The organism is Fodinibius sp. GM21 (assembly GCF_058386955.1).
This window is the reverse complement of record NZ_JBYEIQ010000004.1, coordinates 42,228-69,128: the sequence shown is the minus strand read 5'-3', so window position 1 is coordinate 69,128 and position 26,901 is coordinate 42,228. Positions and strand designations below refer to the sequence as shown.

The window sequence follows — 26,901 nt, the reverse complement described above, 5'->3', positions numbered from 1 at the left end:
CTTTTTAACGACTGAAAAATCGATTGATTTGACCCCCTTTTGGGAATTTTTTTCCGCCAATTGTGCGCGATTTGTGCGAGGAAATAGTGATAGATTCCGCCACCTTTCGTCAATGTGATGATCCTCATACCTGAAGATTTAAGTTGACTTCTTACATAAACGAGTCTTCCCACCACGCGGAGTACCAACATACTTACTTCCACAAGTTATCAAAACAAAAAAAAGCCGCCAGGATAAAGGATTTAAAACCTCACCATCCTGACGACCATTAGGGTTACTTCCAATTTAGCTATTTACTAGGCCACCCCAGCATACTCCAAGATATCGTCAATCGTTTGAATGGGCGCTGAGCTGCCGGGCAGCGTAATACCATCTTCGGCATCCACGCTTGGATGCTGCTGGTTGTTGTAATAACTGTTTTGATCCATCTTGACCAATCCGGCTATGGTTTCACCAACCAACTTACTGCCCACATATCCGAGTCTATTGCCATCCTGTTGTACCTTGGCCTCCTGCAGCACGTAATACCACAAAGGTGTCTTGGCCGTAAAGCCCGAATCGTACATCACGCATTTTTGTTCTTCGTTGAGACCTTCAACCAACTTTTCGTGACGCATAGGCTCTATACGCATCGCTTTCGCAATGGCCTGGCCGGTAGGAATATTTAGCAGATAACCGCGCAACAGATTCCGCTGGGTCAGACTTGCCAGTACATGTGGAGGGGGCGGTGCTTCCAGGGAGCTAAGGTCGAACAGCCCCTGGGCAATAAACGGATCAATCTTCCGGGCCTTATTGTCAGGCGAACCGCTGCCCACGTTGGCGAAATTTGACCAGTCGATCACATGGTCGGCCTTTAGTTGTCCGCCATCGAGTAGGTCCTGATCCGGAATGCTTGGCTGCAGCAGCTCCATAATTCCCTTGGTATGATGATCATTAAGCTTATAAGAATGGCGAATCATGGAATGGCCAAACCGAAACGCTGCCACGGAAAACTCCAGCGGCATAAAATACGATCCGGTCTTGAAGAAATAAGGGCCGTTTAGCATAATATCGTGTACAACATGCGGGTCGCAGACCTGTTCCAGATAATCATTGATCACCACGTACTGATAAGCCCAACGGCACAATCTACGCGCTTTGCAATAGGCGGTCTGGTTGGACAGTCCGGGCTCGAGCTCATCGTTTATTTTATTATACATTTTGATGAACGTAGCTTGGAGCTGACTGACCATGACATTCTCGTCATTGCGGGCATCGGCAATCTGAGCCACTCCTCCATTTCTCCTGAGATCAAGATACCCGGTAGAGGAATCCTCTTCTAATAAGATATTCAAACTCGTGTTGTTATAAATATCCTCATCCGCCTCCGCCTTATATTCATCATTTAGGCTCGGACCTTCCCCAAATACGCTATCCAGATCGAGTTGCGGCCTACGCCCATTTCTCAGGTTTTGCAGGATATCGTTAGGATCCAGCGGCATAAGATCATCCTCATCGCCAATATCACTGAATCCCGTCTCCCGGTCTGTCCGTGCGGTAATATCGTGATCGATAAACTGCCCCAAGTAAGTATAAACGGCTGGTATATCCGAATCCAATTCATCCATGGGTGTATCCTCGCTACCGGGATCGGCCATTACCTTTCCCAGCTCTTTGAGATAACGAACGGTATGCTTGTCGCTCGGCAGCTGGTGATGTCCGCAACCGCAGAGGTATTCAAACATATACCCGAAATCGGTATCGTATAGAATCTCTGATTCGTCTCCTGTTCCAACGGTGTGACTCGCGTTTTGTAACATAATAATCGGTATTTAATGAATAGTCTTATTCGTAAATCGAAGCTTCGTATAGATATCTCTCTGTTTTCAAGACTATTGCGTAAACCGGATGTTACAAATTTGTGATTGGACAGGCTTTATCATGGCTCCTTAGATCCTGAAATAAATTCAGGATGACACACAGCCTACCATTGCATCTCGTTCTTACGCTCCGCCCTGAAAGAAACATTTACCAGAGCAAGAGATGAGTAGCAAGGTGGGTAAGACTACTTTTCTAAACTTTGAATTTCCTATAGAACAGCACTAAGAAATTTGTTGGAGTCGGTATCACGACTGAAGATTTCTCCCTATGATTAAGACCGATCATATTACGGATGCCAAGTCCCAAAAAGTTACTGACTTTTGGGTCACACTCCTCGTTGTCCTTCAGGAAGTGGATTCCCGGTATCGATGCCGTTTCCTTGATCTCTTTTTCAATAGTTTGGACCCTAACACAACGGCTCCTAAAATGACGCCAATGGCGATAGACATCCAGTAGAAATGCATTCCCAGGAAGCGAAGCACGGCCCCGCCGCCCAAGAACAACACGCTAAAAATGCCCATTGCTATCCGATCCTCTTTTGGTAGATTAGTCATAGTATCCCGTTTTAGCCAATATTTTTGCTCTGTTGGTAAGTATTGATAAATACAGCAGAAAGTAAAATTAACATCTTTTAACCTTCTTAATGGGTGGGAAGTGTTGGAGTATTGAAGATTAATGTTGTAGCACATTGAAAGGTTTAAGATTGCAAGATGGTGTCGTTAGGATGTTTGGAAGTTAGACGATGGAAGTTGAATCCCAATGGTCTGCATGCTTTCCGTTCTCATCTTCTCAACGTTGTTCCATCATCCTCCTGCACCTCCTTCAAAGGAGGAAGATTTCTTGCAACTTGATGATTTTCATTTGGAAATTGTATTCTGTATGGAGTATGAGCGGGTGAATAGGATAATTCTGTACCGGTGCAAAACCTAAAATATTGCTTCTACATTATAAGGACCATCAGAATTATCCAACCCGCCAAACGGAGTGCCTTCAGAATCCTACTTCTTGACTTTTTAATCCCTTTTGTGTCAAGACAAAAGGGATACCCAATAAACTGAGCAAAAAATAACTAAATCTGTAAATATTACTCACCCTATTTAAACCCATTTGTCCCATTCCTTCCCGTTTTAAAAATAGATAAATAAAAAACCTTTCTTGGATTAATAGGATCCCCATCTGGATGAACCAAGCCGTTACGTACCAATATTGGCCCAATATTTGTTGTTATTCCTGTTACGGTAGGTTCGGCTAAAACAGTAAATAGATCATCTTATTGGGCTTTTCAATGTTCACTCGTAAAATACTAACACTTCTTCTCCTGTTAACCTTTATGTTGGGATTTCATCTCAGCAGTCAATCACAATCCCTGGAATACGGGTTAACAGCGGGACTAAATATTAGCAATCACACTGATAAGTTTCGGTATTCGGGCAATGAGCTTACCCCAGAATCTGCGCTGGGTTACCAAGTCGGACTTCTTGCCCGAACAAAACTAAACAAGGTATTGAAAATGGGCCTTGAACCTTCACTGATCATGTTGGGAGCCAACTATAATGAGTCGGTCTTATTGGATGGAAGGGAATTTCAGACCGACACGCGATCGAATCTATTATATGTACACCTGCCCGTGTTGGTACATTTTTATAAGGAGCCTAAAATAAATGGGCGCAGAGTGTATGGGAATCAGCTCGTGCAATACTCCTACCACTTTACGGTCGGACTATTTGGCGAATACCTGCTAAGTGCAAACCTCGACGGCGACAATATTGACGGCAATTTGACCCGCAGTGTTTCCGAGGACGTCATCAACCAATACTCCAAGTATGATGCGGGTGGAGTTGTGGGATTCGGCATGGAGTTTATCGAAAAACTGGGCTTCGACCTTCGTTTTCAGCAGACCTTTTTACAGGCATACAATGGAAATCCACGCCTAAAGCCAAAGAACTACGCCTTTAAACTCTCGTTCGTTTATTTGCTATAACCTCTATAGATGTAAAAGAATCCTACCGGATAGTTACCATTAAACACATGTAACTCCCCCACATCACTAAAAGAGTGAGGAAATTGACCCTGCAAATATTCTTATTTTACCTTTGAATATATTCCCTATTTGCTTGCCTGCTGCATGGGTGGATTATATTTTGGCATGGGAACCATAATGTGAACATAGGGAGTATCATCCCACATTACCCACGGGCCTCCCTCATCCGGTGTTACCGGCAATCCTGAAAGCATGCTTTGATCAGGCACGAGAATCATGAGATGTGGTACCGGCTCTTCCAGCCATTGATTATCCGGCTCGGGTCCTTCCGCGTAGGGATCCACATTACTTTCCGGGGTTCCTCCCTGCAGCATATACCCAAATCCCATTTTATCAATGGTGAAATCTTTTTTATTCATCCAGGCGTCTGCCCATTTTAACCACGGATCATCGAGACACATGGGATCATTGCCGGGCGTGGCAGGCATATCCGGCAGGCAAGTAAACTGGTTGCTGCCTTCTCGTAACACAGCCATCTCTTCTCCCTCACCGGATGGCCAATCTTTGATGGTCGCATTTTCAGAAATGGAATACGGAGCCGCGCTCATCGCGCTCTGTATTTTTTCTTGATTACTCATATCCTGCGCTTCTGCCACATAAAAAGATATGGCCAAACAGATACACAATGCTAAAGCTTTCTTCATAATACTATCTCCATCTAATAATTAAAATTAGGGATAGGCCATAGGAGATGATTTTCAGAAAGCCAACGTTACAAACTTAAACCGGATACCTTATAAAATCTATATCCAATAACCCAAATGTTTGTAGGAGAATATCCCACTAATAGTATGCCATCTAATACTCTTGACACACAGTTCTCTTAAAAAGCAAGCTGACCAAATAAGCGGAAGAGTCCAATGAAACGCCTATTCGTAGCTCCATCTACATTATTATAATTATCCGTGAAGTTGACGCCCATATCTGCATCCAACCAAAAGTTAAAACGGATATCGTGTTTGGGATCAAAGACCGTTGTTCCCATCGGCTGATAGCGCACATTAAGCGAGGGGCGAACCGTACGTTCTACGGTACCTGCTAAGATACCGGGAATCTGACTCCCGTCCGGCTCAGTTGAAGTACGCAGGTCGCGCAGATCCTCTGTTCCTTTATAATAAAGTGTTACCGCAGGCTCGACTTTTAATCCCTCCATCCAATTCGGATAAAACGTCGCATACACCTTCGTCCGAATATAATCGCTAAAGTTCGTAGCCAATCCCCGTTGGGCGTAGGTCCACTGGTCCTGGTAACGATTGGAGCGGTAAGCATTGGCTCCAACCAAATCAGCTTCGAGGCCGACATCAAAACTATTGGCAACATCGGCAAGGGTAATTGAGCTGTTTATAGTATAAGTCGTTGGAATCAAATTATTGTCATCTTTCAATTGTTCCCGATTTTCTACTACCAAATCATCAAGCATCCCCTGAAAATAGAACGTCCAATTTCCCGTTTGATACCATATACTTCCACCTAATAGCAAATTGCTATTGTTGTTCATGGGGGCGTTATGACTTTCAAAAAAGAGGAAGTGCAGTGGCAATAGGTTCCGAATGGAAATACCTGCCGATTCACTGAAATATAGTTCCCCCTCTATAAAGCTAAGCTTTAAATTGGGAACCGGACTCCAGTCCAAGCGATGTAAGAACAGGTATCGGCGAACAGCACCCGGACCATATGACCGGCCCGTGAAAGTACTGTCTGGACTCATGCTATCCATCTCTCCGTATATGCTACTGAAAGATAATTTAGAGGTCCCAAACTTCAGCTGAATCTGATCAAAAGACCGCGGATTATCCGTCAAAAAGGCTCCCTGCTGATCAAACAAACTCCAGTGGTTATCAAATCGACCCACATAAATATCAACCATGGCGCTATTATATCCGAAATAGACTTCCTCGCTTCGTATATACAAGCGACGGGCCGTATCCAATCCATCGGGATCAACATCGTAGAAAAGATCGTGTGTAATCCCAGCCTGACCAATCCAATTCTTCCCTTCGAAATAACCGTTAAGCTTCGCTCTGGGTAGCAACATCTTCCCCTCTCCCAATGGATCGTCTACGTTCAGGCGTTCACTGCTGCTGTGCCTTGATCCCGCACTGAACAAACCTCCAACCCGCATGCTGTCGACATTTGCAGGACGGGATCTTACACTTTCTTCCAGCATTTCCAACCACCGTTTTTCCTTCTCACTTAACCCAGCCTTCTCACTATTTTCAAGCGCCTTTCTTATAACTTTATTGGCATACGGCAGGTCGGTGGGATTAAGTTGCAGGAGGTGTCCCCGCTGCTGTAGTCGTTGGATATACTCATACTGCCAGCTATTCGTATTAATCAATCGGTTATCCTGAGATAATACATCCAAGGGAAGAACCAAGAAAAGCACTCCAAGGACAAAGACTGTGACCCCAATATTGGTGGATTTTATTACCCGGACGCGTGAATCAGGCATTTGTAAATGATGATATTGTTAACCTTAGAACATTGGACAAGATCTGTTTTTTATAGATGAATATCAGGTATAAAGATGTGTTTCTGGGGGGGGGTATTTACAGTATGAGACTGAAAAGCCTTATTAAAAAAATACGAAAACAAAGATTTCTAACTGTGTTCGAAATGACAGTTTCTTGTGAACCTTGTGTTATAAATCTTGAATTGCTTTACAACTTCATCACCTAATCACACGACAAAATCCTGTGATCAGGGTTCATCCACTACACAATATTCAACCTTCAACACTTCCCAACTCAGTCGCTTAATCACTTCATCACCAAATTACTTAGTCACTTTGTTTCTTTGCACCCTTGAAGCTAGTAACTTAATCACTACAAATTATCGCGACCCGAAGCCCGTAAGAATAGTTCTAATAGTGGCATACACAATCAATAAATCAAGAGAGAGCGACAAATTCTTTATGTAGTATAAATCAAACTCCAACTTTTTTTGAGTTGCTGTAAGACTTGCCGCATAGCCCCCCTTTACTTGTGCCCAACCGGTTATACCGGGACGCACTTTATGACGGTAGGAATAAAACGGAATTTCTTCATTAAAAAAGTCTACAAACTCCTTTTGCTCCGGACGAGGCCCAATCAGGCTCATATCCCCCTTCAGGATGTTCCAAAATTGAGGAAGTTCGTCTATGCGAAACTTACGTATAAATCTTCCAACACGAGTGATCCGATCGTCCCCTTTATCTGCAAATTGACTACCCTCTTCTTCTGCATCAGTATGCATACTACGAAACTTGTAAAGCGTAAACAGCTTGCCCTCCCTTCCCACGCGTTCTTGGGTAAATAAAACGGGCCCTCTTGAGTCGATCTTAATACCAATGGCGGTCAAAGCCATCACGGAGATGATAATAGGACTACATAAAATGATTAATCCAACCTCCCATACCCTTTTTAAGATCCTATAGTTTGTACTTATTTCTAAATTAAATAATCCCTCCTCCGCTAAATAGTCCAGATTTGTACGTCCCGAATATCTTTCGAGAACGGTAGCGGCATGTAATACTGAAGTACCATGGAAACTTGTATCAGCCAGTGCTTTTAATAACTTTTTATCGTCGTGGGCATGCAAATCAACCACGATCCCATCATAATTTCCAATTTGCCCATTGGGCTTGAGCTTTTTTACGAACTTCCAATTTGATTTTTTAAACGCTCTTAAATAATCAGCAAGTCCTCCCTTAATGATCACATAAGATTGATGCCTTTTACGAAATAGAAGCATACCAAGGGTAGACCAAAACACCATCAGACCATAGGAAAAGACCAGAAAGCTCCTGGAATAGTACTGACGCAATAACGCCAGAACTGCAAATATTGCAAGAAAACCAATGGACATATAAAAAACGGATAATCCAATAGCACGGTAGGAACGGTGTTCAGCAGATTGGTATTTATTAGCCCAAACTCCAATATACAGAATAGCTACCATCGTCATCATCGGCAATGCTTCATACGATAATGATAAATCACCCCACGTTAATTTCGTGGAAAGAGTTAGAATAATTGGTAACCCTACCAAATACCAGACGTATCCCCAGACAGGATTTTTTATATGGGTTTTTGTAGCTATTTCACCCACTTGTTTCGCCCGTTCGCTTTGTAGTATCTCTGCAATCATAGAACCTTTTTGTCACTCTTTTAGATGAAAACCCAACACACATTTGTCTCTCAGAAAAATCTGCTTATTAAAAGCCTAACAGCCACTATTATTACATCAGATATAATAAATACAATTACACACTATTTTCTATATATGCTTGCCCTCTAATAGATGACTCGAGAAGGAGTGTACAAAAAAACTTTTCTATGTTAAAGCAATAGTTCAGAACCAGTTCAGACTTTATTGCTTGTTTATAGGCTGTAAGTAACATATGTCCGGGTTATTTCTAAAAATTAACTATTCAACATATTCCACATTTAGGGAAGGCCTTTAAAAGATATATCCAAGTTATTTTCTTCACCTTTTGCCATGCTCTAGAATTCGGTGGCATGATCAATCCTTGTTCATTTTTTCAGTCAAGAAATAAGTAGCACCTACCTTCTTTATGACCAAAAAAATATCTGCTAGATACATCTCTTTTACAAGGTTATCTTTACTTTCCGCCTTTTGGCATGATTACCTACGCCTAAAGCTTCTGTTATTAAAATCCAAAAGGCTTGTAAAAGATCTGTAGAAATGTAACTCCTCGGCGCTGGCTACATGCCTCACCGCTGATCACGTTCCGCGCCAGCCCCTCGTCAAACAGAAATTTCTATGGTTTTAATATTGACGCTTTCAACCTGCTAAATATTTACGGGTAAATCTTTCTCCTGTCGTCCGGACTAAATCTTTATAAATTTTCTTATTTATGGTTTTCAACCGGGCCTGAGAATTGTGTGCTGAAGCCAAAGGATATTGGTTTGGAGTGTCCATTTTTTGTCACCAAAAAAACAGACGAAAAAAGTGCTGTGGGAATCGTAGATATTGTACTGACATTAACAGGAACAACAGGAATTGCTCTTCCCCATTAGTGTTTATGCTTATTCCTGTTTTCCCGCGATTCCCCCAGACCCCCTAATGACATGATTGTATGTCTTTCCAATATTTATTTTCCCTTTACACAATTTTCAATTCCGCCATAATAAATTGCGTGTGGAGAACCGAAGGCGGATAGGATAATTTCCTGCCGGCGCTGAAAAAACGAAACAACTACGGAGTGCAACGGACCATGGAAATTATCCAGCCAAGGGTTGAAACGGTTTCGCAATTTTCAGGCGGTGACTTTTACTGCGTTTTTTGGTCGTTCAAAAAACGAAAAGAAATCATCATAGAAGTACGTCCATTTTGAGAATGAAGTGACATTGCTGTTCATTTTTTCAGTCAAGAAATAAGTAGCACCTACCTTATTTATGACCAAAAAATATCAGTGAGATACATCTTTATTTCCGCCTTTTGGCTTGCCCTTGTGGAATCCTCCGAAATTCGGAGGGCCACTACGTGGCATTCCACGGGGCTTGATCCAAAAGGCTTGTAAAAGATCTATAGAAATGTAACTCCTCGGCGCTGGCTACATGTCTCACCGCTGATCACGTTCCGCGCCAGCCCCTCGTCAAACAAAAATTTCTATGTTTATAATTTTGACGCTTTCAACCTGCTAAATATTTACGGGTAAATCTTTCTCCTGTCGTCCGGACTAAATCTTTATAAATTTTCTTATTTATGGTTTTCAACCGGGCCTGAGAATTGTGTGCTGAAGCCAAAGGATATCGGTTATGCATTTTATACCGGTAACTGACCCTTATCATTTTCCTATAGATAAAGGACCATTAAAATGCATGTATCCTGCCGGCTGAAGTGGTTACACAATTCTAAGCCTTGATCTTTTCGTACCTTTTGTATCAAGACAAAAGGTACATTCAAACACGGGGTTCCGTTTTTACATCGTTCCGAAAATGGAACTTTTACCCCCTACGCTTGCCAAATATGAATATCCGACTTGCGCTCAATGCCGTTCATCTCATGACGGCTGTCGATAATACAATCCGACCACTCGGCCAACTGCTCATAATTAATATCCGAATGGTTGGTCGAAATGACCACCGCGTCAAAATCGCTGACCGTTTCCTTTTTCCAGACAATACTCTTCGTGCCGGTCCAGTTGGGATGCTCTCGCGTTGGCTTGATCTGCGGTATATGTGGGTCATAATATGAGACCTCAGCCCCATAATCTTCCAAAAGATCCATAATCTTAAAAGAAGGCGACTCCCGCTGATCATCCACATCCGGTTTATAGGCCAAACCAATCACCAATATCTTACTCCCATTCATCGGTTTTTCATGCGCATTCAAGGCTTTGAGGGTTTGATCAACTACATACTGAGGCATAGAAGTATTAATCTCTCCCGCCAGCTCAATAAAACGAGTATTTTCTTGATATTCCCGAGCTTTCCAGGTTAGATAGAAAGGATCTATAGGAATACAATGCCCGCCCAAGCCCGGACCGGGGACAAACTTCATAAAGCCAAAAGGTTTGGTATCGGCAGCGTCCAACACTTCATGGACATTAATATCCATCTCCTTGAAGACTACCTTCAGTTCATTAACCAAGGCGATATTGACAGCCCGAAATACGTTTTCTGTAATTTTTACCGCCTCCGCTGTTTTCGTATCCGAGACCGGTACGGTCTGTACAATGGCCGTATCGTACATAGTGCAAGCCAGCTCAATGCCTTCTTCAGTATGACCGCCCACTACTTTAGGAATACTGGCCGTATTGAAGTCAATGTTGCCAGGATCCTCTCGCTCAGGACTGTAAGCTACGTAAAAATCTTCACCGGCGGTCAAATTAGACTTGGATTCCAAAATCGGAATAATCAGCTCTTCAGTGGTACCGGGATAAGTTGTGGATTCCAAAATAACCAATTGTCCTTCCCGCAGGTGTTCCCCGATGGTCATTGCCGTTTTCTCTACATACTGCATGTCCGGTTCGCGATGGTCATCCAGCGGTGTGGGCACGCACATCAGAATGGCATCAGCCTCTGGCAACCGACTGAAATCAGTGGTGGCGGCGCAGCGGTCACTTTCGGCCAGCTTCTGCATCATCTCTTCTCCCAAGTGCTTAATGTAGGGTTTACCTTCTTGTATGCAGTCGGTTTTCTTCCTATCAATATCATAACCGATCACCGGTAGTCCTGCTTCATGGAAGGTCCACATCAAAGGGAGGCCCACATAGCCGAGCCCTACAATACCAACTTGATACTCTTTATTATGAATTTTGTATAACAACTCTTGAAGCATAATACACTATTTTTCTTGACTAAATTATTATAGGCAGAATATAGGGGAAAGTCGTTTTAAGTAAAAAGCATGAAATAGTTTATTTATTTTCGCTTTTAATTGTGTCCCCTTTCAATGAAGGCATGACCCAATCCTTTGTTCATTTTTTCAGTCAAAAAATAAGTAGGACCTACCCTTATTTATGATCAAAAAAATCAACTAGATACATCTTTATTCCCGCCTTTTGGCTTGCCCTTGTGGAATCCTCCGAAATTCGGAGGGCCACTACGTGGCATTCCACGGGGCTTGATCCAAAAGGCTCGTAAAAGGACTATAGAAATGTAACTACTCGGTGCTGACATTAATAGCCAACATCTATTATGGTACGTCCATTTTTTGTCACCAAATCCCGATAGGCTTCGGGACCAGCAAAGCTGGGACGAAAAAAGTGCTGTGGGAATCGTAGATATTTATCTTATTAAAATTTTTGGGACAAATATTGCTCTTAATCGCTTTATGCTTTTGAGCTAATCTTCCCGCGATTCCCCCAGCCCCCCCTGTGTTTTCAATTATTCCTATCATAAATCGTATACAAGTCAACTTTACGGTCTAAAGACACCCGGCATAAAGAATTCTGAGCGAAGGTGCTGAGGCGATAAGGAGTATTTCATACCGGTCTAAAAATATAATCTACTATCACTAGAAAAAGGACCATTGAAATACTCCAGCCGATGTGCCGGAGCGTTTTCAGAGTTCTCAGCCGGTGAGTTTTTTGGTTACTTTTTTGTTCATTCAAAAACAGTAACAAGATCCATTGTGATAATAGATCCTTAAAGAGATACTGAGACAAGCTCAGCACAGTGGTTCAGGATGACACGTGTGATAACAGCATAAATCAGTTAGAAGCCTCTAAAATAGCTTTTACAATACGCTTCGCGGTATTCCCATCCCAGTAGAGCGGTTTGGGCAGGTCTTTGTTATCGGCCACCCCATTTTGCAAGTGCTTATCGATGTGATCCAAAATCACTTCTGGATCGGTCCCAACCAAGGTATTCGTCCCCTCGGTTATGGTAATGGGACGCTCTGTATTTTCTCTGGCTGTCAAACAGGGCACGCCCAACGCCGTAGTCTCTTCTTGGATACCGCCGGAATCAGTCAATACCAGCCGGGCGTTATTCATCAGGCATACATTATCCAGATATCCCACCGGCTCAAGCAAATGAAGATTATTTATAGACTCCAAACAACTCCACAACTCAAACTCCTCTGCCCTATTTCTGGAACGGGGATGCACCGGCCAAACCAACGATAATTCCTGAGAAGTTTTCTCAAGTATATCTACAAAATTGCTCAGCATTTCTTCCTGATCAACGTTGGACGGACGGTGCAACGTAACCAGCATATACTCTTTTTCGGTGATTCCCAAGTCTCTTAAAATGGTAGACTGATCGGACCGCTCCCGCATGTTAAAGAGGGTATCAATCATAATATTACCCACAAAACGAATCTTTTCCTCTGGAATACCCTCCTTAATTAGGTTCACATTTCCATCAATGGAAGGCGTCAATAGCAGATCGGCAATGCTGTCTGTTAGTACACGGTTAATTTCCTCGGGCATGTTTCGATCGTAGCTTCGCAGTCCCGCTTCAACGTGTGCTACCTTAATACCCATCTTGTTGGCCACAATGGTGCAGGCCATGGTTGGATTTACATCTCCGACAACAACCACCCAATCTGGGTGCTCCTCCTCCAACACCTTTTCAAATTCAATTATTACTTTTGCTGTCTGCTCAGCATGGGTACCACTGCCTACTCCCAAGTGATGATCAGGCTCTGGAATACCAAGTTCGTCAAAAAATATTTTGGACATCTCGTAGTCGTAATGCTGACCGGTATGCAACAATTGAGCCTCAATCTCTTGATGATTCTGATATTCTACCAGTAAGGGTGCCACCTTCATGAAGTTTGGCCGGGCACTTGCAACGTTTATTATCTTCATTAATAACTTAAATGATTATAAGATTAACATTTTTAATTCTATTTTATCAATCTCCCTAAATCCCTCTTTTCTAAGAGGGACTTTGATTCTGCACAATAACATAATTCTTGCTGTTCATATGGATCCGAGAGTCCCTCCTTGGAGAAGGAGGTCAGGACCTGTGGAATTGAGCTCCATTCCACAAGGTCAGGAGGATTGAAAGCACGTGAATTTCTCTGTTCAATTAAACTCCTCTTCAAAGATTCTGTTTAGCTTCCTTGACTGGCTTTCGCGGCTAAACTTCTTTCGCACCTTAAAAGCATTTTTAGGTGACCTGTTTTGTGCTATCACCTGATCAAGTTCCTTCCAGGCTTTGATTAAACTCTGCTTATTACCCGACTTAAATATCGCATTCCCATCAACAGAATCAATAATCTTTTTTCCCTCTCCATGAATTCCGGCAAGTAAAGGACGATCTGCTAGCATATAATCAAATACTTTAGACGGAATTGTAAGCCTCAAGACCTCACTGTCCTGTAAATGAATAAACAATACATCAGCACTTTTGAGATAGCTAAACACTTCTTTTTTGGGGACAAAACCCAAAAAGTGAACTCTGTCAGTCAAACCAAAAGTACGGACCAGTTCAGTTAAATTTTCTTCTTGAGCACCTCCTCCAACAAAAAATATCTCCCATTCCTGATTAAGATCTTCCTCCTTCATTTCGGCAAAAGCTTCAATTAGTAAATCGAGCTGCTGTACATGTCCAAAGTTGCCGGCATACAAGATCTTTTTGGAATCATCAGAGAAAGCTAATTTTTCTAAACTATTACTTAAACCATCACTACTTTCGTTATCATCAGCGGATACTTCCACCCCGTTATAAATCACCTCCACTTCGGTATGGGTAAATTGCTCGATATATTCTTTCATCGGCTTAGCGACACAGGTTATCACATTGGAATGGCGGTATAAAAATTTCTCCATCCATAGTCCTATTTTATAAGAAAAACCGGAAGCGGGAAGCTGTCCTGCCGCTACGGCCGAATCCGGCCAGATGTCTCGAATATCCAGTGCAAATCCGCATCCCAATAGTTTTGAAAGCATCCATCCCGACAGACCCACGAAGATCGGAGGAGAACTGGCCCAAACTAGATCCGGCTTTTGTTTTTGTCCTACCCTGTATCCCTTTATTACGCTTTTAATCATAAAGGACACGTACAGGTATATGTATCCTAAAAACCCTTTGTTTTCAGTATCGGGTAATTGTACCCGGTGCACGCCATTCGTTGAAGCTGATATATCTTTTCCCTTATCGCTTTTGTGGGGAAAGGTGGTTACCACTTTTACATCATTTCCCAGCTTTTTCAGGTGAGCAACGGTCTCCGCTATCCGAAAGGCCGCAGCAGTTATATCTGGGGTATAGAACTGGCTTATTGCTAATATCTTCAAAATATAGATTTATTTTATTTTTGTTAACCCTATGTTTCCCTCAACAGGTATAGATCCATAATTAATGATTAATTGTTTAGTAGAAATCTCCTCCCCAAAATTTGGGTACCAACTGCTATCAACCAATTGCATATCCTTATTTGATTTTACTTGAATCTCAATATTTCCATTTTTCACCTTACAGTTCCCATCATTAACTAAAACTGTACAATCTGGATGAAATAGTAGTCTTACTTCTGCATACTGCCCATCCCCACCCATAATTGTATCTGTGATATTGATTTCTTTTGCATCGGCAATAAATTCTCTTTTGTGAAGAGGCTTCCCTTCTAACCTGTTATAACCATCATGCTCAGCAACGACACTAAATTGGCTATTAGAACGATTATAGTCTATTATATTTACATTAGCTCTTCGCGCAACACGAAAAGCTTTCCAGAATTCGCATTGGTCCTCATGGTTTATATTTACGGTATTATGAGATAATGTACTCCTGGATTCCTGACGTTTAGTCCCTTCATTATATTCATACACTCCCTTGTCAATAATAACTCTCTTCCCATCTACCGACCACTCAAAAGAAAAAATATCCCCGTGGCCGTGACCCGGCAATTCATCCGGACCTATTTTGCCGGCATCATAAACGATGTAATCACTTTCATTTCTAAGACCATAATAACCTGCCTTTGGATATTCAAAGTTACTCTGACTTTCAACTTCTTTGTCAACATTTTTTTTATTAACATTAAGCACTTCCTGAGGTTCATAGGCCATGTTCAATCCCCCGTCGTTGAATTGAGCTACTAGTCCATCCGGATGTTGTAAATCAGCAACTACCTGTGCCATAGAGGGTAAGATTCTGGACAGTTCATCCTTTATTTTAGTCTTATCTACAACATGATAACATTCCAAAAGATCCGCAAATACCTGGATATGATAAGCAGGAGATCGCTCAAAATGCATTCCGTCGGGTAGTATCTGTCGGTCAAGCTCTCTTTGAAGTAGATTTCTCCCCAGCTCTAACCATCTTTCCACATTCACATCTTTTTGGAAAAAGGCAGCTCCCCACAGTAGCGCTTTTGTATTTTTAATAATATGGTTGCCTCTCACATCCTCTTCAATATTTTTTTCCAGAAAAAGAAGCTGTTTATAGACAGACATCTTAGCTTTTTCTACAAATTCAGCATCCAATTCATTTTTTCTTCTGGCTATTTGCTGCATCCAAACTACTACCCGGATTGAAAGGGCGAATGAATTCCAGCTGTCCAACCAATATCCTTCTTTGTAGGGTGGATTTTGCCCAATCCAATCTGTTACAACCCACTGAAACCAATCGTTGTCCACTTCTTCCAGAAACTCCATATAATGGAGGTTCAGCTTCCATAACCTAGTGCCATGCTCAAGTTCCTTTTCATGCCAGCTTACCGGCAGTTGGTATGATCGATCCTTATTCAAAAACGTGAGTACGAATGACTTTGAATCTTTATTCTTTTCAGTAAATTTCCCGTCTCTGGTTTTGAAAATAGGATCAGGAGGATCGGAATTTATCTTAGCATCAACGCTTTCTTTTTTGAACCGCTTGTTAAAAGTATCAGCATTATTTTCGATAAATTTTCGCTTGGCCATCAATCTTATTCTGGCCAAAAGCTGGGCCTGATGCGTATGTTTCACCGAATGATAAAGCTTCCGTAAATTCACTCTGTGATGGTCTGAAAATTGTTTAACTTTTTTCGCAGTAGCTCTTTCATTGCCGAAGACAATATAAAACACTGGCGATAATCTGCATTATTCTTTCTAAGCTCATATTGGTTTAAATCAGATTTACAAGCCACCTCCACTAATCCTTCAATACCTTTGACTTTGGCTTTATCCCTTATGCTTTCGATTGTATCCCCCTGATCAACCTCAAAGGGCAAAGTGGTAATTATTTTTCCAGTATCAATGCCCTGATCAATTAAATGTATTGTAACCTCTTGATCTTCGTCCAATAAGATAGACCACTCAGCCGCATTCATGCCTCTGATCTCTGGCAACGGTCCTTGGTGAGCATTTAAAATATTGCCTTTCATAATATCAACTAACTGTTCGCCTATTATTCCACCGCCGCTGTATATTAACCACTGGGGATTACTTTCCCGGACATACTCTCGGGCTTTATTTTCATTGATAGAAGAAACACTTCTATAATCTACATCATTTTGCGACGCCCACTTTTTTATAGAACTGGCTTTAATATCATTTTCTCGTAAAAAGTTTCTGAAATAATCGACCGTATTTTCGGACTTCCTATTAGTAAATCCCAGTAACCGTGGAATGGCTTCCCACAAGAATGAAAATCCTCTTTTCCTGATGTAGGAACGAAGACGTTTAAAGGAATATGGACTTACAATAATAAATCCTTTTACTTCCACCCCTTGACGTTTCAATAACTCCGCAACAGTTATAGCGCTCCTGGACTTATCAAAACCGGCTGTTATGACGACTCCGCGATGCTCCATTCCTTTTCTTTCTGTTCTGAAAGTTTCAAAAATAACATTAGCGCATCGGCATGAAATTTAGCAGCCCAGTTGGGATATCGTAAAAACATATATCGTCCCCAAATCGGTTTGGATCCCGCTATTGCTCCTCGGAAGGATTTAAACGGATGGTTTAAACTCTGCGAATCATTTACATATTCAATAAGTTTTGAAGCAGCATTCAATAATCTTAAATCCTCAGAAAACTCATACCAGCGCATTAAACAAATTGCCATCTGAACGTTGCCGGTAAGACAGGAATAATAGTTCACTGGATTCCAGTCGTTATCATATGCCCCAGCCAACCTACCATTATTTAGTTCTGCCAGTTTATAAATTCTATTAAGAGTCGGTTCCACAACATTACCAAAGGTTTCCCAATCATCCAATAAAAAAGCAGATTCAATAAATCCCCGCAATGTATAGGCCATCGTATGGGTAAAAGCCGGCTTATCTTCAAAAAAGCCCCACGCTGCGAAGGTACCATTTTCTAATCTGTCTTTTTTAATTCTATCCAGTACTTTAACTGAAGCTTCTTTTACAACTCTGTTATCGGACTTCATTGCCGTAAGAAGCATCGGCCAGGCTACTCGTGTATAGTAAGAAGGATTAAAATCAGTGTAGTTTCCTTCTTCCCAAACTCCTTCTTGATTCACTCCCTTTACTAACCAGGTTGCTGCCCTATCAGCCTTATTTAACCATTTTTCATTTTCCGACTGATCATATAAAGCACAAAGACCCAGCAGTATTTGGGCTGTATTAAAGACGCTGGGATTTTTTTGACTGGGTGGATGGGTTCCCCCATTCCAATAGCCTTCTTCATCCTGTATAGATAACAGCCATTGCCCCAAGCTTTCTGCCTTATTTATGTACTCCCCTTTCTCAGTATAGTGCCCATAATCAATTAAAGTGGGAATAATATATCCGGTTGTCTCGGGATAGTCTTTTGACCACCCGTCAGGAATTCTGAAGTAAGCGCAGGAACCACCGTTCCCTTTTCCAATTGAAGTTTGGAGCCAACTAATAGTTTCTGCTAAATATTTTTTAAAATTAGCCATTTCCATTTTACAACCATTATAATTTCCACAAGTTATTACTATTTGATGTAACCGACTAGATTCTAGTCAATACGAAAAAACTTTCAAGTAATGTCAAAATATTCGCTACTTTTCTAAGTTTTAGATAAGATTTACTTTTTACATTCGATTGCAACAGCATTTTGAAATCTATATTCGTCTTCGACAAGATTAAACATATCATCTTCAGAATCATTAAATTCACAATTTCGGATTTTTTTAAATCCTATATCTTCAAGTTCTTTAGAAAATGATTGACTATCCCACATCCATAAATGTTGATGGGCAGAACCAAACCAAGATTTTAAAAATTCCTTAATACCCGTAGGTCCTTTTTCTGTTCCCAGTCCTGTATCCCGCATAAATTTCTTACTTGCATCTCTTTTCCCCTTGCTAAGAGAATTAATATATGTCTTAGCCATAAATTCTAAATCTGGTACTACACATCTAAAAATTCCACCAGGCTTCAACATATCATGTGTATTTTGGAGGGCAGCTCTAAATTCATCCAGAGCCAAATGTTCTAGTATGTGGGAACAATATATTCCATCACAGCAACCATCCTTAATTGGAAGGCCTCCTACAATATCACCATATTTGACATTTTGTGGGAAATTAACATTCAATTGATCTTTCAGCAGATGTCCTATTAATGGTAATTTTTGGATTCTAAGCGTAGGTGAAGCATCAAAATTAATCCATTCTTCCGGTGCTGTTAGCCCACAACCATAATTTACATACAAGTCACCCATATTTTATATATTTTTGATTAAAAATTTATCCATTTTCCCAGTTTTAAACTTTCTATAGCAGCAAAAGAGGCCCGGGTGGTATTCACAATCTCATCAAAGGGAATCAACGGCTCACCGCCCTCTTTCCAGCGGTTGGTCAGTAGCTTAAACTGCCTGTCGTGACCCTTATCCTGTTTGGTACTTAATATCTTATTGCTAATACTAAACAAACTATCATCAAACCCGTAGCCGTAAAGCTTGCGAAAGTTATCCATAATCAGGTTTCGGCCTTGGTGATAGACCTCCACTCGTTCCTTGGAATAAGATTTGTTGCCGTTGGCAAAATAGTTAATCACCCCCAGCGAACCGTTTTCATACTTTAGATGGATAGAGGCGTTGTCGGTATTCTCTTTTGGATTTTTACCCATAGCCTGCATGCTTACTTCTTTTACCTTGGAGCCAGTCAGATACGTAATCAGATCTACATAGTGACAGGCTTCACCGATAATCCGTCCACCCCCTACTTCCATGTCGTGATGCCACATAGCCGGGGGGAGATTACCGGCATTCATAGTAGCCACCACATTCATGGGACCCGTTTCCTTTCCCAGCAATTCCTTCATCTTTTTGGCGTGGGGGGAAAAACGGCGATTAAAGCCTACTGTTACCGTATTTCCTGTTTCATTGACGGCTTCAATAACCGAATTTAATCCCTCTTCTTTTATTGCCAACGGCTTCTCAACAAACACCTGCTTGCCGGCTTTCAGTGCTTTAGTTGTCATACCCGCATGCAAGTTGTGGGGAGTCGTAATTAATATTCCTTTTACCTTCTGATCATTCAAAACAGCATCCAGATCTGTCGTACTATTGGGAATATCATATTTCTTGGCCAAAGTCGTTGAAGAAAGCCCACCCGAACTCACAATATACTTCACATCTGCACCGGTATTCTCCAGAGCAGGCATAAGCGTTGACTGCGTAAAATTTCCCGCACCGACAACCGCCATTACACCCGAACCGCCTTTAATAGTAGTATTACTAACTTTTATCGTCCTATCCACTGTGAACTCTGCGTCTTCCTCCGCGCCCTCCGCGTTCAATCCATCAACATTATATTCCAGGATTGAAGCAATGCTATCGCTTCCATCCATATCTCCATAAATCTCCTCATAATCCTTCAGTGGCACCCGCTCCGTGATCAGCGATTTCACATCCAGCTGACCATTCTCCATTGCTTTCAGCACAGCCTGGAAATTCCTCTTTTCGGTCCATCGCACATACGGCAGTGGATAGTCATTCCCCTTCTGCTCGTACTCATCGTCATAGCGGCCAGGTCCATAAGAACAGCTCACTTGAAAACTCAACTCCTTTTCATAAAAATCCGAGCGGTCAATATCCAATCCCACAACTCCCACCAATACAATACGACCGCGCTTACGGCTCATATTCGCCGCCTGTTTGATCACCGCATTGGACTTCGTACTGGCGGTAATCAGCACCGCATCGGCTCCTACCTCCCCTGTCTGCTCTTTCACAAATTTTACCGGGTCCTGTTTACCGGAATTAATAGCTGTAACACCAAATGAACGAGCTCGCTCTACCTTATTCTGATCAAGATCCAGCCCAATCACATTGCACCCATTGGCTTTTAAAAGCTGGATCACTATTAAGCCTATCAGTCCCAGTCCCAACACTACTACGGTTTCGCCAAAGGTTGGCTTAATCAGTCGAATACCCTGCAGGCCAATCGAACCTACTACGGTAAATGCTGCCTCTTCGTAGGAAACGCCTTCGGGAATTTTGGCTACCAGATTTTTGGGAACGGCTACCACCTCCGCATGGTTGCCGTTGGTGATTACCCGATCACCTACCTGAAATTCGGTTACGTCTTTGCCTACGGCGATTACTTCCCCGGCTTGGCTGTACCCAAGCGGCAGTGGTGTATCGAGTTTGCGAAAGACAGCCTCAACGGTAGGCATAATACCGTCTGTTTTCATCTTGTCAATCACCTCTTTAACTCGCTCGGGCTGCTGGCGAGCTTTTTCTAACAAATTTGCCTGACCAAAATTGACGAGCATTTTCTCAGTGCCCAATGACACAAGGCTGCGATGGGTTTTTATTAATACTTTTCCTGCTCCCACACGAGGTGTTGGGACTTCTTCTAAGATTGTATCTCCTGATTTTAAATCTTGTATTATTTGTTGCAAAACTATATCCAATATTTATTGATTGCTATTAATTCCTTAATTCTGATACTTTTTGAGTTTCCTCCAAAGCCCTCCTAAACTTAACCTACTTTTTTTCCCATCAACAATTGTCTTATCTCCTACAGCCGAGAGGGTATGAATCCCTTCAATATAAGGTGGCAATGGATTAATATATTTCACCGTCTCCTCTTCAAACTCTGCTACTGAAAGAGACTTGACCTTATTAATTGCTACTCTACCCCCATAAGTCTTAGAGCAATCCTGAGCAGGTCTGTAAAGACTTTTGTTATATACAAAAGGAGTTCCAGCAGGACGTGAAGATCTTATATCTGTCTTGACAGGATTATTAAAGTGAGACTTCCAGGGCCCGATTAATTCTTTTGCCCAATAAATATATAGGTTTGTGTTCCTTGAACTCCCATTTTTTGTACAAGTCAGCCACCATTTATCTCTGTACTGGAAAATGGTTGTATCAAGAGCTTCAATATTATTTACAAGGTTCTCAGCCTTCTTCCATTCTAAGGGAAAATCGATTGCTTTATAAAGACTTATTTTATTCTCCTCAAAAGATTCCGGCACACAATAAGTATTTCCATTCTGCTCAATCAGATACGGGTAGGATAAATGAAATGGCTGCTTGATATACACATCAGATACCAACGAAGAGTTTATGTTTTGCTCATTATCCAATTGTACACCTGAAATATAACCCTTACCAGCCTTATACTCATATTCTTCAAAAGCTATTGTTAGTTTGCCACCTTTTATAATTCCAAAAGGGTCCGCCCTGTATTTACTCATATTTTTGGATTCAGGGAACCACTCAACTTGACCGAAATTTTTCGAATTCTCTGTATTAAGAAAAAATTGTATGGGTTTATCTAACACACCCACATTCCATATTGGAGTAAAAAGCCTTCTATACCATCGTTTCAGATAGTTTATAAATAGTTTAACGATGAAAAAAATAAACTGAAAGTTATTAGGCTGGTGATAGACTGGAGCATTGGTCTTACTGGGAGAGTTCCGAAAATACTCAGCATTACCGTTTAAAATGTCTTTACATATCTGAGTAGGCCATTTAGCACTCTCCATATAAACATTACTTAGATTTTTGGAATAGGAAAAACTTTTTGTTTTAAAAAATCCTTTTCTTAGAACAATCCCACCATCCAATCGATCAGTTAGCCTCTGTAAGATGGCTCCGTTTACATCGTCATCTTTATAAATTTCCCAAAAACAGGGTGGGCCGCCCCGATACTTTTTTTCATCGTCATGATGAAAAGACCAAACCCCATATTTCGGTACCTCGAGCATTTCCCCTCTGATTATCCCAAAACCGAACCTAATAATGAAATCAAGGTTATACCTATCAATCTGCTTTATATCATCCTCTTTAAAATACTCGGAAAAACGTCCCTCCTTCCTCACTTCGCAAGAAATGGTATCTGTACCTTCAACCGTATGCGACATGTCCACTTTCTCATTAGCGGGAGGACTAAAAAACAGTTTATTATATATCTGAAATAAGAACTTTCCCGGACTAATCTTTTTGGCGTTATTAACCACTTTCTCCCAAAAAGTAACATTACTATCTCGGCCATCAATTATAAGCACCGAAAGTTCTACATTATCCAAAGATGCAAGCTCTTCAATTACTTCCGCCTGCCATTTACAAAATGTGGCCCCCGTGCACATAATACCATATCGGAGTTTCTCTTGGGTCATTCTTTCTCTTAAATATTTTTTTTAAATCATTTATTTAGCCGTAAAGAGTATTAAAACGAACTCATATAACCAAAAGGATAAAAATTAATAGTTATAACCCAGCTGATTAGCTATACTTGCACATTTATCAATTATTCTATCCTTGTATGTCCCCGACATCTCATTAAAGTACTTTTTATTCACGTCTTCTTTCAATGGATACCAGCGTTTTGAATATTTGGTACCAAAGGGTATTTCGTGGTGCGTTTGTGGAATCATATCATCTTTATAGCACAAGCCTAAAAAATCGCAAAGTGACTTTACCGATTCTTCAGGCTTGGATAAAAAGTCCTCAAAGCGAAAATGCCGAAAGTTTTTTACATACTTACCATCCTCCAAGGCAATACTCATACAGTTGTACCAATGCTGAATACAAACTTTCAACCGTTCATCAAAGCTCAAACGCTTTGAATATCGCTCCATATCTCCCGCCCTCCCAGATGCTGCCCGGTAACAGGCTGCAACAGGATCACGTGAAATGAGTACAAAATATGGTTCTGAATCTTTCAATAACGCTTCAATATAGCGCATTTTTAATGTGTACAACTGGCTCTTATCGGTAAAGCGGGACTCAGATGGCTCGTCTGAAAATCGATATAGGGCTTCCCATATTATTATTTTTAGCTGTTTACTTTCATCTTCGTTGAAATCTTCTTCGGTCATGTGGTACTGATCTACCAAGTCATCTGCACCATACGACCAGCTTCGTGGTGGTGAAAATATAGGATGATTGGGATCAGAGTTGATAACCTTCCCGGAAAGGCGAAGGGACTCAGGCAATCGAGCCACCATCACCCGCTGCATCTCGTCTGCCCCCGACCAGTAGGTATGATTGCCTGTTATAGACACTACAGAGGGATGCCTTCTGAGCATTCTTGATATGAGGGTAAGTCCCCCGCCCTGGTTACCAACAAAAAAAATAGGACGATTTATTTGAATATCTTTTAAATGTGCTATTACAGTCTTGGGATCGACAATCCAGTTACTTCGCTTCCAATGGTAGTAAAATAAATTCAGTTTGTCTTTCAGTAACTTCTTCAAAAATCAAATGACTTACTATGTTATTTAGTGCAAGTTTGAGGGTTAAAATTATCACCTTCTAAGTATCTGCTATGCTTTTAAAATATCTAAAAGTCTTTTGTGCCGTTTTAGACCAAGAATAATTTTGAGCAATTCTAAAAGCTTTTTCTCCCTTCTCCTTCCGCAGTTTTTTATCATTATAAAGCTTTAAAATAGCATTCATAGTACTTTCTACACTTTCTGGTTCATAGTAAATACCTCCATCCTGTAACATTTCCGGCATTGAGCTTTTGTTAGAACATGCAATAGGCAATGAATTAGCCATAGCTTCCAGTAATGTCATACCAAATGTCTCACAAGTAGAAGAATAGATAAAGCCATCGGCTTTCTGATAGTATTCTGATAATTCTTCGTAAGGTATAATTCCTAAATAGTTAACGGCATCTGCTTCATTCTTATGATCACTGAGTAGCTTGTTTAATTTTTTTATCCCATATTTCTTTGGTTTCCCTATGAATTGCAACTCAATATTTTCATAACCTTCTTCCCTTAATCTTAAAACAGCTTCCGCTAAGACCCATTGATGTTTGTATAAACATATAGAAGACACATAGAGTAACGTAAATTTATTTTCTATTTCGTAGCTTTCCCTTTTTGAAAAAAAGTATTCATTGATTCCATGTGGTATAATACAATAACTTTTGACATTATCTCTTGTACTCGAAGTCAAAGCAGTCCATGAATAATTATTTAAAAAGATCACCCCGTCCGCCTCTCTATATGCTTTTTTATGAAAATATCGCAAAAGTATTAATCTCATCCACTTCAAGGAAAAGAAATATCTATTGAGTTCATTTATATCTAGCGGCAACAAATTCTGACACATTGTTACTACTTTAGAACCACCTGATATATAACCCCCTCCCGGAATAAAAACGAGTGCATTTTCTGCAAGAGAGGGTTTAAACACCAAATATTTCCACAAAAAACGATACAGGTAACCCCCGTTTAACAGCTGATGAGATTTTTTTGTAAGCCAGGATTTACTATCAATTTTTTCTAACACATCATCCGATGCCCATAATATAACATTTGAAAACCGATGGTCTACTGGTTGGGCATTTTCAATAAGTTCTTTCAGATGAGTTAATCCCCCGCCACCAACTATATTTGAGGCATCAATTATTAGCTCATTCATTAATAATAGAATTACAAACTACAAAATTTAGTTAATCAAGAGCTGACAGTAATGAAGCTGCAGAAATCTCTGGGGTAATACGCTGCCCCAGTTGCCTGCTGCGCTTGCCAAATTTTACCAGTTCTTCTTCCTTTAATTCTAACATACTCTTGATGCTTTTTTCTAATTCAGTATTCGATTTGGCATCAAACAAAAATCCGTTATATCCATCAACCACAAACTCGCTAGCTGCACCACACACATCAGAACAAACAATCGGCATGCCCGCAGCAGCCATTTCATGAATGACTACTCCCCACGGTTCACCCCTGCTTGGCAGACAGAAGAAAGAACAATTTTCGATGCCCTCTATTATTTCTTCTTGTGAGGCGAATCCCATTTTTTTTATCCAATTTGCATCGGGGATTTCATCTTCTAACGGGCCATTTCCGTACAGCCACAATTTACCTTCGAATACCCCTTCCTTTTTTAAGTTTTTCAAAACCTCAACAAGGTTGTCAATACCTTTAATCTTGCGTAATCTTCCTACAAATAATAAATCCCGGTCTTTATGCTGGCCTTCATTCAGCTGGATATCAGCACTCAGAAAAGTATCAACATCGGCGGAATAAAAATTGCTTATAATATTATCCCGGGAAAAGCCAATTCTTCGCGCTAACTCATATTGATAATTTCCGGGCACCCAGATATGTGTAAAATAAGGTTTATATAGAAACCTGCTTAGCAATACCTTTAACCAGTCTTTCAGGTTTCCCTTCCATTGATTGTCAGAGCCCATCACTACCGGATATCCATTCTTTTTTGCATATTTTGCGGTTTTAAGATAGGCCTTGTCCATTCTTCCTGATAGAAAAAGCAGATCCGGGTTAATTTCTTTTAGCAGATTTCGAATTTGAGAGGCATCCTGCTCACTGCGCTTGTAAAAGTTTATCTTAGCACTATCCTCAACCGAAAAAGGAGTTCTTTTCTTTTCATCCCAGTGGACGACGGATACTTTGCAATTGAGGTCATCAGCCAATGATTGAAAGACTGATAACGTGTAAGGCATTACCTCTGAATAGAGAAATAGAAGATGTTTCATATTGATGAAATCTTAAATAGTATCTTGTTAAAAATATTTGAAGTATTGTCTTTTGCTAATTGCTTTCTCTCCTCGTGATAAATGTCTTCATTTCGATCTCCCAGTGATCCCCCATATTTTAAAAATATCGTTGAAACAACAGGGACATACTTCATTCTTACACCATTTTGCATGGCAATACGCTGAAAAAGATCCAGATCCCCACATATTCTGAAGTTCTCATAATCCAAGCCTCCAGCTTTTAGATAAATATTCTTGGTATACATAGAACTTGGCTGCAGAAAGGGCAAAAACCCATTTTTTAGATGAAATTTCCCAAAACGTTTTCCCTTCACTTTTTCATACCGCTCTTCCTGCTGCCAGTAAAAAGATCCATCAGAATAGATCAGATCGTATGAACCACTCTGGATCTCCTCATACATTTTATTGTAGCCGTCCACGACCACTTTATCGTCTGCATTAACGTAGCAGATATATTCTCCCTCAGCCGCCTGAAACCCTTGATCAATAGCTGAATACATGCCCTTGTCATCTCGTTGATGCAAAAGCGTGCATTCCGGATACTCTTTTACAATTTGGGGGGTCTCATCAGAAGAACCCCCGTCAACAATAATATGCTCGGTCTTGAAAGGAAGCTTTTTAATCGCTTCAATATTTTCTTCAATAAAGCCGGCCGCATCAAGGGTAGGCGTAACAATACTAAGCATT

General features: G+C 41.0%; 20 protein-coding genes. 2 read left to right on the top strand and 18 right to left on the bottom strand.

Annotated features, from left to right (window positions below):
• Positions 1–296: 296 nt before the first annotated feature.
• Positions 297–1,799, bottom strand: a complete 1,503-nt coding sequence (locus ACT3IB_RS10615) for a peroxidase family protein (RefSeq protein ID WP_491538990.1) — start codon at positions 1,797–1,799, stop codon at positions 297–299.
• 405 nt (positions 1,800–2,204) lie between these two features.
• Positions 2,205–2,414, bottom strand: a complete 210-nt coding sequence (locus ACT3IB_RS10610; protein ID WP_491538989.1) for a hypothetical protein — start codon at positions 2,412–2,414, stop codon at positions 2,205–2,207.
• 731 nt (positions 2,415–3,145) lie between these two features.
• Between ACT3IB_RS10610 and ACT3IB_RS10605 the strand changes: the two genes are divergently transcribed.
• On the top strand, positions 3,146–3,841 hold the full coding sequence (locus ACT3IB_RS10605) for a porin family protein (RefSeq protein WP_491538988.1): 696 nt from the start codon (positions 3,146–3,148) through the stop codon (positions 3,839–3,841).
• A gap of 125 nt (positions 3,842–3,966) precedes the next feature.
• On the opposite strand, the gene ACT3IB_RS10600 is transcribed toward ACT3IB_RS10605, so the two are convergent.
• The 3 genes from ACT3IB_RS10600 to ACT3IB_RS10590 form a co-directional block, all read right to left on the bottom strand.
• Complete coding sequence (locus tag ACT3IB_RS10600; RefSeq protein ID WP_491538987.1) at positions 3,967–4,545, bottom strand: hypothetical protein; 579 nt, start codon at positions 4,543–4,545, stop codon at positions 3,967–3,969.
• 179 nt (positions 4,546–4,724) lie between these two features.
• Positions 4,725–6,353, bottom strand: a complete 1,629-nt coding sequence (locus ACT3IB_RS10595; protein ID WP_491538986.1) for a hypothetical protein — start codon at positions 6,351–6,353, stop codon at positions 4,725–4,727.
• 380 nt (positions 6,354–6,733) lie between these two features.
• Positions 6,734–8,029: a sugar transferase gene (locus tag ACT3IB_RS10590; protein ID WP_491538985.1), complete on the bottom strand. Its 1,296-nt coding sequence runs from the start codon at positions 8,027–8,029 to the stop codon at positions 6,734–6,736.
• A gap of 758 nt (positions 8,030–8,787) precedes the next feature.
• Here ACT3IB_RS10590 and ACT3IB_RS10585 point away from each other — a divergent pair.
• Complete coding sequence (locus ACT3IB_RS10585; protein WP_491538984.1) at positions 8,788–8,922, top strand: hypothetical protein; 135 nt, start codon at positions 8,788–8,790, stop codon at positions 8,920–8,922.
• Positions 8,923–9,859: 937 nt separating this feature from the next.
• Here the strand turns inward: ACT3IB_RS10585 and ACT3IB_RS10580 are convergent.
• From ACT3IB_RS10580 to ACT3IB_RS10520, 13 genes are all read right to left on the bottom strand, one after another.
• A complete protein-coding gene (locus ACT3IB_RS10580; protein ID WP_491538983.1) occupies positions 9,860–11,188 on the bottom strand; it encodes a nucleotide sugar dehydrogenase in 1,329 nt (442 codons plus the stop codon).
• Between the two features lie 874 nt (positions 11,189–12,062).
• Positions 12,063–13,166 (bottom strand): non-hydrolyzing UDP-N-acetylglucosamine 2-epimerase, encoded by a 1,104-nt coding sequence (gene wecB, locus ACT3IB_RS10575; RefSeq protein WP_491538982.1) that lies wholly within the window; start codon positions 13,164–13,166, stop codon positions 12,063–12,065.
• Between the two features lie 219 nt (positions 13,167–13,385).
• On the bottom strand, positions 13,386–14,597 hold the full coding sequence (locus ACT3IB_RS10570) for a glycosyltransferase family 4 protein (protein ID WP_491538981.1): 1,212 nt from the start codon (positions 14,595–14,597) through the stop codon (positions 13,386–13,388).
• A 9-nt stretch (positions 14,598–14,606) separates the two neighbouring features.
• Positions 14,607–16,223, bottom strand: coding sequence for a heparinase II/III domain-containing protein (locus ACT3IB_RS10565; protein ID WP_491538980.1), 1,617 nt, complete (start codon positions 16,221–16,223; stop codon positions 14,607–14,609).
• A 68-nt stretch (positions 16,224–16,291) separates the two neighbouring features.
• Positions 16,292–17,095, bottom strand: a complete 804-nt coding sequence (locus ACT3IB_RS10560) for a formyltransferase family protein (RefSeq protein ID WP_491538979.1) — start codon at positions 17,093–17,095, stop codon at positions 16,292–16,294.
• Positions 17,071–18,171 carry a hypothetical protein gene (locus ACT3IB_RS10555; RefSeq protein ID WP_491538978.1) on the bottom strand — a complete coding sequence of 367 codons (1,101 nt, stop codon included), beginning with the start codon at positions 18,169–18,171 and terminating at the stop codon, positions 17,071–17,073. Before ACT3IB_RS10555 ends, ACT3IB_RS10560 begins: the two co-directional genes overlap by 25 nt.
• A gap of 131 nt (positions 18,172–18,302) precedes the next feature.
• Positions 18,303–18,941: a class I SAM-dependent methyltransferase gene (locus ACT3IB_RS10550; RefSeq protein WP_491538977.1), complete on the bottom strand. Its 639-nt coding sequence runs from the start codon at positions 18,939–18,941 to the stop codon at positions 18,303–18,305.
• Positions 18,942–18,958: 17 nt separating this feature from the next.
• Complete coding sequence (locus ACT3IB_RS10545; RefSeq protein ID WP_491538976.1) at positions 18,959–21,127, bottom strand: bi-domain-containing oxidoreductase; 2,169 nt, start codon at positions 21,125–21,127, stop codon at positions 18,959–18,961.
• 36 nt (positions 21,128–21,163) lie between these two features.
• Positions 21,164–22,855, bottom strand: coding sequence for a glucosamine inositolphosphorylceramide transferase family protein (locus tag ACT3IB_RS10540; protein ID WP_491538975.1), 1,692 nt, complete (start codon positions 22,853–22,855; stop codon positions 21,164–21,166).
• Positions 22,856–22,939: 84 nt separating this feature from the next.
• Positions 22,940–23,935, bottom strand: coding sequence for a sulfotransferase family protein (locus ACT3IB_RS10535; RefSeq protein ID WP_491538974.1), 996 nt, complete (start codon positions 23,933–23,935; stop codon positions 22,940–22,942).
• A gap of 58 nt (positions 23,936–23,993) precedes the next feature.
• Positions 23,994–25,112 carry a glycosyltransferase family 4 protein gene (locus tag ACT3IB_RS10530; RefSeq protein ID WP_491538973.1) on the bottom strand — a complete coding sequence of 373 codons (1,119 nt, stop codon included), beginning with the start codon at positions 25,110–25,112 and terminating at the stop codon, positions 23,994–23,996.
• 31 nt (positions 25,113–25,143) lie between these two features.
• Positions 25,144–26,193 (bottom strand): glycosyltransferase family 4 protein, encoded by a 1,050-nt coding sequence (locus ACT3IB_RS10525; protein WP_491538972.1) that lies wholly within the window; start codon positions 26,191–26,193, stop codon positions 25,144–25,146.
• Positions 26,190–26,900 carry a glycosyltransferase gene (locus ACT3IB_RS10520; protein ID WP_491538971.1) on the bottom strand — a complete coding sequence of 237 codons (711 nt, stop codon included), beginning with the start codon at positions 26,898–26,900 and terminating at the stop codon, positions 26,190–26,192. The genes ACT3IB_RS10525 and ACT3IB_RS10520 overlap by 4 nt, the downstream gene beginning before the upstream one ends.
• Between the last annotated feature and the right edge of the window lies 1 nt (position 26,901).